Below are 9,404 nucleotides of genomic sequence, written 5' to 3'. Positions count from 1 at the left end.
TGTCTCTCGTTCATGAGCTCATCGCTGCGCGATATTTCACCCGCCAACATAAAGATGAAAGCCTCTACAGCAATGTAGAGGCTTTTTTCATTTCGGCATTTTAGACAATATCACTTTTGCCAAACCGATTGCGGGTTTGCTTTATCTTTATAGACAGGTACATCCTCGATATCACTATCAATTCATTGCATCCTGTTAGGCTCATCAAATTTGAAAGCCCAAATCTGAAAAAAGTGATACTTAGTCTCAATGGTCACTTGCAGCGACGTTAACCTTCCTCACTCAAGAGGTTTTCTTTCCAGTCTATACACCCCTTATTGCGTCGCGCAGACACATATTTCAGCGTTTTGAACCGACTATTGATAAATAACCGCTACACACTCGTAATGATGGGAATTGGTATTATGCGGTTTTCACGTATACACTTTTTTTACATTCCCCATCGAGCGTCTGCTTTTAGGTTGAAACTATCAATGGAATTGCGTGGCTTATTGAGGTTATTGCCGCTATTGATGTGTATGCCATTATTGGCTCATGCCGACCGTTTAGCGATGGCAAATGCCAAGCTTGCTAGCCAAGACGTTAGCGTTAGCATGACTCAGACAGTCCGTTATTGCGTTGATCCTGACTGGTTACCCTATGAAGGAATCCGAGAGGATAAACATCTGGGTATTTCGTCAGACTATATTGATTATATCGAATCGCATTCCTCCCTTAAGTTTCAGCTGGTGCCGACTTCCTCTTGGACCGAGACCTTATCCTTTTTGCAAAGCGGGCAGTGTGATTTAACCCCTATGCTGAATAAAACCCTGATACGAGAGACTTATCTGCACTTCAGTGATGTCTATTTCCGCTCTCCTAATGTATTGGTGTCACTTAAAGATCAGCCTTTCTTGCAAGGATTTGAGAATATTGGGGCGCGTACTTTAGCCGTGCCTAAAGGTTATCGTTTAGCCGAATATATTCAGCATTATTATCCTCAAATTGAGACGCTTACCGTGGCCAGTGAGCCAGCAGGATTGCAGTCGGTGCTGGATAAACGTGCCGATCTGTTTGTGGGATCGATGTTTTCGGTTAACTCCTACATCCAACAAACTGGATTTAATCATTTGAAAATAGCCGGTTGGGGCGGACCAGAAGATGAGTTGCGGATGGGGGTTGCCTATGGTCAAGAGTCCTTGTTACCTGTGATAAATAAGGCCTTAAATGCTGTGAGTGAGCAGGAGCGGATCTTGATTTATCAGAAGTGGAATAATGTGACTGTCATAGATGAGACTAACTATTCGCTTGTTTATCAAGTTATCTGCGCGACGTGTTTGTTATTGCTAATGCTGGGGGCAAGAACTTACTTTATCAGCCAGTATAACCGTAGACTCACCGATAAGAATCAGCAGCTCGAAACCTTACGACAGCAGCTCGAGGCTTCAAATGCCGAACTCGAGTTTTTATCTACCCATGATCCCCTGACCAAGTTGTATAACCGACATTACTTTAATCGCCTTTTTATTAATAATGAGCAGCATGATAAATCTGCTAAAGCAGGCATGTGCTTGGTGATGATTGATATCGATTACTTTAAAGAGATTAATGACACGCTAGGGCATAACGTCGGGGATCGGATCCTTGAGCAAGTGTCGCAGGTGCTACAGCACTGTGTGCGTGAATCTGATGTGGTTGCCCGTTGGGGCGGCGAAGAGTTTGTGATCCTCTGTCAGCAGTCATCTTTACCCTTAGTTGAAAGCTTGTGTGTGCGGATAGCTGAGAGGATCAAACATTATCAATTTACTGACAATGTGCAGTTAACCTGCAGTTTTGGTGTTGCTAAGCTCGCCGATAACGAACCTATGATGTTGTGCTTTGAACGTGCCGATCGCGCGCTTTATCGCGCTAAAGCACAAGGGCGTAATCAAATGTGCACCGACAAGTAAGTATTTACACAAGCGTGATTTGCCGTTATCTGAGCAAATGGCTTCCACTCAGTTGAATCAATGATGTCATCTTTATTTTAAAGAAAGGATTAGCATTATTGCGCCAGCAGCAATGCATATCGGTTAATGTTCGATGTTTGTACTGACGATATGATAGAAATCCCTTGAAAATCGCCTTATCCCATTAGAATGCGGTTTATTTAACGATTTTTATTGATTGGGTGAAAAATAAGCTAAAGTGTTTTACTCATTTGTTTTAGTTCGTGTTTATGACCATTTTCTTAAATTATTACGCGACTTTATCGTGAAAAAGTAGTCTAGCCATTTGCGCCGAGAAGGGTTCCAATTTACAATATGCGCCTAAAATAATCTGATGTGCGGTGTGTCGGTGTTTGTCGCATACTCCGTCTACTTCTTAAACTACTCATTAAAGTTGAATCATGACCGAATTATCCAAATACAGAAACATTGGTATCTTCGCTCACGTTGACGCGGGTAAAACCACGACCACCGAGCGTATCCTTAAGCTAACCGGTAAAATCCATAAAATCGGTGAAGTTCACGATGGTGAATCTACCACTGACTTCATGGTACAGGAAGCTGAGCGCGGTATTACTATTCAGTCTGCTGCAGTTAGTTGCTTCTGGAAAGATCACCGTTTCAACGTTATCGACACCCCAGGACACGTTGACTTCACAGTTGAAGTTTATCGTTCTCTGAAAGTGCTTGATGGCGGTATCGGTGTATTCTGTGGTTCAGGCGGTGTTGAGCCTCAATCAGAAACTAACTGGCGCTATGCGAACGAATCTGAAGTTGCGCGTATTATCTTCGTAAACAAGTTAGACCGTATGGGTGCTGACTTCTTACGTGTTGTTAAGCAAACTAAAGACGTATTAGCTGCTAATCCACTGGTTATGGTTTTACCAATCGGTGTTGAAGACGAATTCACAGGTGTTGTTGACCTGTTAACTCGTAAAGCTTATGTATGGGATGATTCAGGTTTACCAGAGAACTTCGAAGTTCAAGACGTTCCTGCTGACATGGTTGATCTTGTTGAAGAATACCGTGAAATGCTGATCGAAACAGCCGTTGAGCAAGACGATGCTGTGATGGAAGCTTACATGGAAGGCGAAGAGCCATCTATGGAAGACATCAAGCGTTGTATCCGTGCGGGTACTCGTACTATGGCATTCTTCCCAACATACTGTGGTTCTGCATTCAAGAACAAAGGTATGCAACTGGTTCTTGATGCTGTTGTTGACTACTTACCATCACCAGATGAAGTTGATCCACAGCCATTAACTGACGAAGAAGGCAACGAAACTGGCGAATTCGCTATCGTTTCTGCTGATTTACCGTTAAAAGCATTAGCGTTCAAAATCATGGATGACCGTTTCGGCGCCCTGACTTTCGTACGTATCTACTCTGGTCAACTGAAGAAGGGTGACACCATCCTGAACAGCGCTACAGGTAAAACTGAGCGTATCGGCCGTATGTGTGAAATGTACGCTGATGACCGTATTGAAATTGAATCTGCTCAAGCTGGCGACATTATCGCTATCGTAGGTATGAAAAACGTTCAAACTGGTCACACTTTATGTGACGTGAAACACCCATGTACTCTTGAAGCCATGGTGTTCCCAGAGCCAGTAATCTCTATCGCAGTTGCGCCAAAAGATAAAGGCGGATCTGAGAAAATGGGTATCGCTATCGGTAAGATGATCGCTGAAGATCCATCATTCCGCGTAGAAACTGACGAAGATTCAGGTGAAACCATCCTTAAAGGTATGGGCGAACTTCACTTAGATATCAAAGTAGACATTCTGAAGCGTACTTATGGCGTTGAATTGATCGTAGGTGAGCCACAAGTTGCTTACCGTGAAACCATTACTCAAATGGTTGAAGATCAATACACACACAAGAAACAATCAGGTGGTTCTGGTCAATTTGGTAAGATCGAATATATCATCCGCCCAGGTGAGCCAAACACTGGTTTCGTGTTCAAATCTTCAGTAGTTGGTGGTAGCGTTCCGAAGGAATTCTGGCCAGCAGTTGAGAAAGGTTTCGCGAGCATGATGAACACAGGTACTATCGCTGGCTTCCCAGTGTTAGACGTTGAGTTCGAATTAACTGACGGTGCATTCCACGCAGTTGACTCATCAGCAATCGCGTTCGAAATCGCTGCTAAAGGTGCTTTCCGTCAGTCTATTGCTAAAGCTAAACCACAACTTCTTGAGCCAATCATGAAAGTTGACGTGTTCAGCCCAGATGACAACGTGGGTGACGTGATCGGTGACTTAAACCGTCGTCGCGGCATGATCAAAGACCAAGTTGCTGGTGTAACAGGTGTTCGCGTTAAAGCTGACGTACCGTTATCAGAAATGTTCGGTTATATCGGTACTTTACGTACAATGACTTCTGGTCGTGGTCAGTTCTCTATGGAGTTCTCACACTACAGCCAATGTCCAGCTAGCGTAGCTGAGAAAGTTGTTGCTCAAGTTAAAGAACGTAAAGCTGCTGAAGCTAAGAAGTAATTCTTAACTTACATTAGCTAATATTTAGTTAGCTAATAAAAACCGCTGTAGGCCCCTAGGCTCACAGCGGTTTTTTTATGGGTGAGTTCCAACGGTCATCACCCGCTTCGGTTGACGAAGCTTCGTATCTCTTTGTTTAAAGTCCGTATCCTTTTGTTTTACAGAATGTCATTTCTCGCTTTATCTTCTCAGTATTTCAGCGCTCAGTTTTTTGTTTACTCAATTCAAGCAAGGCCTTGGCCGCCGGTGTTAAAGGTAAACTTTGACGCCAAATAAGCGCCAGATCCCATGTCATTGCGGGTTGCATAGGTTTAAAGACCAGTTTGCTGGTGCTTAGTCTATTGCAGATAGGCTCAGGTAAAATGGCGACACCCATATCGGCCTCAACCATGGCGGCGAGAAAATCCCATTGGCCGCTGCGAAAGGCAATATTGAGCTGAACACCTGCTTTGCGGCTGAGCCGATTGATCAGTTTAGCGAGGGAGAAGTCTTCGTTATAGAGGATAAAAGGGTAGGGTTGGAAGTCCTGCCAGTTTAAGTGGTCTTTCTCGGCTAAGGGATGCCCCTCTGGCAGGCATGCGAGTAAAGGGTACTTAGTCAGGGGTTGATTGACGAGTTCGGTCTCATGGGTCGTGGGGAGCGCAGTAAAGGCGATATCGAGACTGTTATTGAGTAGGGCTTGCTCGCAGCCAAATCCGCCGTACTCATGCATGTGTAGCTCAACTCCTGGGTAGCGCTTACGATAGCTAGTGAGCAAACCTATAATTAGGCTGCTCATCATGGGACACACCCCTAGCCGTAATCGCCCCGACTTGAGACCGCTGAGGTTACTCATGTCCTCCTGCAATCTATGCCATTGACCGAGGATTTCCCGCGCACTATGCTCAAATAGCTGCCCTGCCTGAGTTAGCTCAACCTTTTGGTTATTTCGGATCAGCAAGGTTTCCCCTAGGCTTTCTTCGAGTCTTTGGATGATTTTGCTCAGTGTCGGCTGAGTGATAAAACATTTCTGCGCGGCGCGGGTAAAGTTTTCAGTTTCCACTAGGGTCAGAAAACACTGTAAGGTCTTGATTGGGATGTTCATGCTCAAATGGAATTCATATTATGGAATTTATTCATTTTACTAATGATGGCTTAAATATTACTTTGACCTTGTTAACAAAACAGGGGTATACCGATGAAATCAAGTTCGAGTCTGTGGGTAGGGGCTTTGTGGCAGGCGGCTATGCCTGTGGCAAAAGAGGTGCAAAACGCTAAAGCGGCGCAAGTCACTAAAACGGCTCCAGCGGGTGATTTGCATAAAGCAAAACAACAAGTAAACCCAGCCTAGGCTGGGTTTTTACTTTTCTGCGTTTTAGGTTCTGCTCTTATCTTTATTTCCCTGTATTCTCACTTTGCCTTTTTAACCTCTGCTCAATCCTTCCTCGGTGAAAGTACTGTTCAGTAACGGACGCTGAGCCAGCGATAGACGTTTAGTCTTATATTTACTTGAATGCTCATTACTGACTCTAAGCCTATTCATTAGGATAGGATGCTTAAATAGTAAAAAAGCCACCCTATAAACTCGGGTGGCTTTGCTCTGCAGGGGAAAGTGATTTATTGGCCGGAGAATTGATTCTCAACGAGTGGTTGTTTGTTTTCGGCTTGAGCGACATGGCATTGAGTACAGAAATAGTTATGTCCGTTCACTGTGCCTTTATCATCAATCACATGGGACTTAGCGACAGGCGTGGCTTTCATGCGTTTTGCCTTGTCCCAACTATGGCAGCTTAAACAGCCATTTTTATCTAAGGTGATTTTGTAATCGTCCTTATGTGGGATGAGCGGTGGTTGCTCGCTAAAACTGCGCTCAATGGCGGTGCCGCGACTGGGATAAATCGCCATGGCATCAGCTGGGCGAATGTCGGTGATCGCCATGTTTCCTGCGAGGGATTGAATATTAACTGGCACTGCATTGGTGTCGGCAGACTGATCGGAACAACCCGCTATGCCGATAAGTAACGCAGTTAAGGTGAGTATTTTTCTCATTGGTTATTCTCCGCCTTGAAGACCTTCACTGGGCATTTTTTAAAGTCAGTTTCTTTTGACAGGGGATCGGTCGCATCCAATATCAGTTTGTTGACTAACTGGCGTGCATCGAAGAAAGGCATAAATACCACGCCGCGTGGCGGTTTGTTACGGCCTTTGGTCTCGACACGGGTTTTCACTTCACCCCGTGGTGATGCCACTATGACTTCATCGCCGCGTTGTACGCCGCGGGCTTTGGCATCTTCTGGGTGCATAAAAATCTGCGCGTCGGGAAAAGCGCGGTAAAGCTCGGGTACGCGCGCTGTCATCGAGCCTGTGTGCCAATGTTCTAACACGCGGCCGGTCGACATCCACAAATCGTACTCTTCATTCGGCTCTTCGGCGGCGGGCTCGTAAGGTAGGGCGAAGATCACCGCTTTACCATCGGGTTTGCCATAGAATTTAAAGCCTTCACCCGCTTTGACATAAGGGTCGCTCCCCTCAACGAAACGGCGCAGGGTTTCTTTGCCATTAACGACTGGCCAGCGCAGGCCACGTGTTTCGTGGTAACGGTCAAAGTCGGCTAGATCATGGCCGTGGCCACGACCGAATGTGGCATATTCTTCAAAAATGCCTTTTTGCAGATAGAAACCAAAGTGCTCGCTCTCATCGTTGAGATCTGCTTTGCAATCCGATGTGGGGAACTTGTCGATCACGCCGTTGGCGAATAGCACTTCATATAAGGTTTTATCCGCATATTCTGGTTGCTTAGCTATCAACTCAGCTGGCCAGACTTCAGATACTTTAAAACGTTTTGAAAACTCGACTAATTGCCACAGATCTGAGGTCGCGCCTTCGGGGGCTTTAACCTGTTGGTGCCACATATGAGTACGGCGCTCGGCGTTGCCGTAAGCGCCTTCTTTTTCGACCCACATAGCCGTTGGCAAAATTAAATCCGCCGCCATGGCCGTGATGGTTGGATAGGGATCTGAAACCACTATAAAGTTTTCTGGATTGCGGAAACCCGGATAAATTTCATCGTTGATGTTGGGACCCGCCTGCATGTTGTTGGTGCACATGGTCCAGTAGCAGTTGAGCTTGCCATCTTTGAGCATACGGCTCTGGAGTACGGCATGGTAGCCAGGTTTGGCGGGAATCGTCCCAGCAGGTACTTGCCATAGTTTTTCGGTAATGGCGCGGTGTTTGTCGTTCGTCACTTCCATATCGGCGGGTAAACGATGGGCGAAAGTACCGACTTCACGTGCTGTACCGCAAGCCGAAGGTTGACCCGTTAATGAGAAAGGACTGTTACCCGGTGTGGCAATTTTGCCCGTGAGCAAATGGATGTTATAGAGCATGTTGTTCGCCCACACGCCGCGAACGTGTTGGTTAATGCCCATGGTCCACAGACTCATGACTTTAACCTTAGGATCGGCATAGGCCTTGGCTAAGGTTTCTAATTTTTCGGGCTCAACACCACTCATCTTAGCTGCGTATTCCAGCGTATAGGTGCTGACAAACTTGGCGTACTCGTCAAAGCTAATGGGGGTGGATTTACCATTGCCTGGATTTTTAGCTTTTTTCTCTAACGGATGGTCTGGACGCAGGCCATAGCCGATATCGTCAACGCCTAAGGCAAACTTAGTGTGTTTAGTGACAAAGTCGGTATTTATGGCTTTGTTTTGAATAATGTAATTGGCAATAAAGTTGAGGATCACTAAGTCCGATTGTGGGCGGAACACCATAGGATTATCGGCTAAATCGAAGCTGCGATTTTCAAAGGTCGACAGCACATGCACGCGACAAGTTGGACTGCTTAAACGTCTATCGGATAAACGTGCCCATAGAATTGGGTGCATCTCGGCCATGTTCGCGCCCCAAAGCACAAACTGATCGGCGGCTTCTAAATCGTCATAACAACCCATGGGCTCATCAATACCGAAGGTGCGCATAAAGCCGCCCACGGCAGAGGCCATGCAGTGGCGTGCATTAGGATCTATGTTGTTGGTAAGGAAACCAGCTTTATGAAGTTTAGAGGCGGCATAACCTTCCCAAATAGTCCATTGGCCGGAGCCAAACATACCCACTGACGTCGGACCTTTGGTGGCGAGACTGTGTTTCCATTTCGCGGCCATAGTATCGAAGGCCACATCCCAACTGACTGGTGTAAACTCACCTTCTTTGTGGTACTTGCCGTCTTTCATCCGCAGCAATGGCGTGGTTAATCTGTCTTTGCCATACATGATTTTTGATAGGAAATAACCTTTAATACAGTTAAGGCCACGGTTGACTGGACTCTCAGGATCGCCCTTAGTGGCGACTACTTTGCCCGCTTGGGTGCCCACTAATACGCTACAACCCACACCGCAGAAGCGGCATGGGGCTTTATCCCATTTGATATTGTCTGGCTGTTCGGCGGCTTCCACCATCTTAATCGGAAGCGTGACACCAACGGCTGTTGCGGCGGCAACCGCTGCGTTGGCCTTGAGAAACTCGCGGCGGCTTATGCTCATAATCTTTCCTCATTTTCTTGTTCTAAAGGTGCGACTTGGTGGTAAATCAAACTGGCGGATAACACGCCGGACAGGGCATTGATGGCTTCAACATTGTCGAGAATTGCTCTTTGGCTACTCCCTTCGAGGGTGACAACCAATTTCCCTTCTGGCGTAACCGCATGAATATCAGCGCCCATTAATGCGCAAATATTGGCTTCAACCTGTTGTAAGGCTTTAGGAGCGGCATGCACCACAAGGCTAGTGACGTGGTATTCCTGACTCATTGGGGTGACCTGTAGTGGCGTAAACTCGGTTACTTGATTTGGAAAAGCAGAGCAAACGAGTGCTGATACAGGCGAGTCTAGACCTGATAAAAAATGTGGGTATACCTCACAAGAGGTATTGAAAGCGATAGTCGATCCGGATCAAAGTTTTGCGAG

At 46.2% G+C, this 9,404-nt stretch carries 7 protein-coding genes; 3 read left to right on the top strand and 4 right to left on the bottom strand.

Annotated features, from left to right (window positions below; genetic code table 11):
- Positions 1–473: 473 nt before the first annotated feature.
- Positions 474–1,928, top strand: coding sequence for a diguanylate cyclase (locus tag Q4Q54_RS07450; RefSeq protein WP_311988105.1), 1,455 nt, complete (start codon positions 474–476; stop codon positions 1,926–1,928).
- Positions 1,929–2,368: 440 nt separating this feature from the next.
- Positions 2,369–4,462, top strand: a complete 2,094-nt coding sequence (gene fusA, locus Q4Q54_RS07445; protein ID WP_220592060.1) for an elongation factor G — start codon at positions 2,369–2,371, stop codon at positions 4,460–4,462.
- A gap of 196 nt (positions 4,463–4,658) precedes the next feature.
- Here fusA and Q4Q54_RS07440 read toward each other — a convergent pair whose 3' ends face one another.
- The gene (locus Q4Q54_RS07440; protein ID WP_261273461.1) at positions 4,659–5,546 is read right to left on the bottom strand and encodes a LysR family transcriptional regulator; all 888 of its coding nucleotides are present in this window, start codon (positions 5,544–5,546) and stop codon (positions 4,659–4,661) included.
- A 93-nt stretch (positions 5,547–5,639) separates the two neighbouring features.
- Here Q4Q54_RS07440 and Q4Q54_RS07435 point away from each other — a divergent pair, with 93 nt between their 5' ends.
- Complete coding sequence (locus Q4Q54_RS07435; protein ID WP_006082989.1) at positions 5,640–5,792, top strand: hypothetical protein; 153 nt, start codon at positions 5,640–5,642, stop codon at positions 5,790–5,792.
- Between the two features lie 266 nt (positions 5,793–6,058).
- On the opposite strand, the gene Q4Q54_RS07430 is transcribed toward Q4Q54_RS07435, so the two are convergent.
- Genes Q4Q54_RS07430 through Q4Q54_RS07420 form a run of 3 tightly spaced genes read right to left on the bottom strand, consistent with a single transcriptional unit; the run spans position 6,059 to position 9,248 of the window.
- Entirely contained in the window at positions 6,059–6,490 is a 432-nt protein-coding gene (locus Q4Q54_RS07430; protein WP_311988103.1) for a nitrate reductase cytochrome c-type subunit, read from the bottom strand.
- Positions 6,487–8,982: a nitrate reductase catalytic subunit NapA gene (gene napA, locus Q4Q54_RS07425; protein ID WP_311988102.1), complete on the bottom strand. Its 2,496-nt coding sequence runs from the start codon at positions 8,980–8,982 to the stop codon at positions 6,487–6,489. The genes Q4Q54_RS07430 and napA overlap by 4 nt, the downstream gene beginning before the upstream one ends.
- Positions 8,979–9,248, bottom strand: coding sequence for a chaperone NapD (locus Q4Q54_RS07420; RefSeq protein ID WP_126491205.1), 270 nt, complete (start codon positions 9,246–9,248; stop codon positions 8,979–8,981). The genes napA and Q4Q54_RS07420 overlap by 4 nt, the downstream gene beginning before the upstream one ends.
- Between the last annotated feature and the right edge of the window lie 156 nt (positions 9,249–9,404).

It is taken from the genome of Shewanella sp. SP2S2-4 (assembly GCF_031932025.1).
In the GTDB taxonomy this organism is placed as follows: Bacteria; Pseudomonadota; Gammaproteobacteria; order Enterobacterales; family Shewanellaceae; genus Shewanella; species Shewanella baltica.
Note: the sequence above shows the minus strand (reverse complement) of the source record. Positions and strands in the feature narration are given on the sequence as shown.

Bases quoted from the DNA above. Each gene is read 5' to 3' on its own strand.
- Q4Q54_RS07450 (WP_311988105.1), top strand. From the start codon at position 474: ATGGAATTGCGTGGCTTATTGAGGTTATTGCCGCTATTGATGTGTATG.
- fusA (WP_220592060.1), top strand. From the start codon at position 2,369: ATGACCGAATTATCCAAATACAGAAACATTGGTATCTTCGCTCACGTT.
- Q4Q54_RS07440 (WP_261273461.1), bottom strand. From the start codon at position 5,546: ATGAACATCCCAATCAAGACCTTACAGTGTTTTCTGACCCTAGTGGAA.
- Q4Q54_RS07435 (WP_006082989.1), top strand. From the start codon at position 5,640: ATGAAATCAAGTTCGAGTCTGTGGGTAGGGGCTTTGTGGCAGGCGGCT.
- Q4Q54_RS07430 (WP_311988103.1), bottom strand. From the start codon at position 6,490: ATGAGAAAAATACTCACCTTAACTGCGTTACTTATCGGCATAGCGGGT.
- napA (WP_311988102.1), bottom strand. From the start codon at position 8,982: ATGAGCATAAGCCGCCGCGAGTTTCTCAAGGCCAACGCAGCGGTTGCC.
- Q4Q54_RS07420 (WP_126491205.1), bottom strand. From the start codon at position 9,248: ATGAGTCAGGAATACCACGTCACTAGCCTTGTGGTGCATGCCGCTCCT.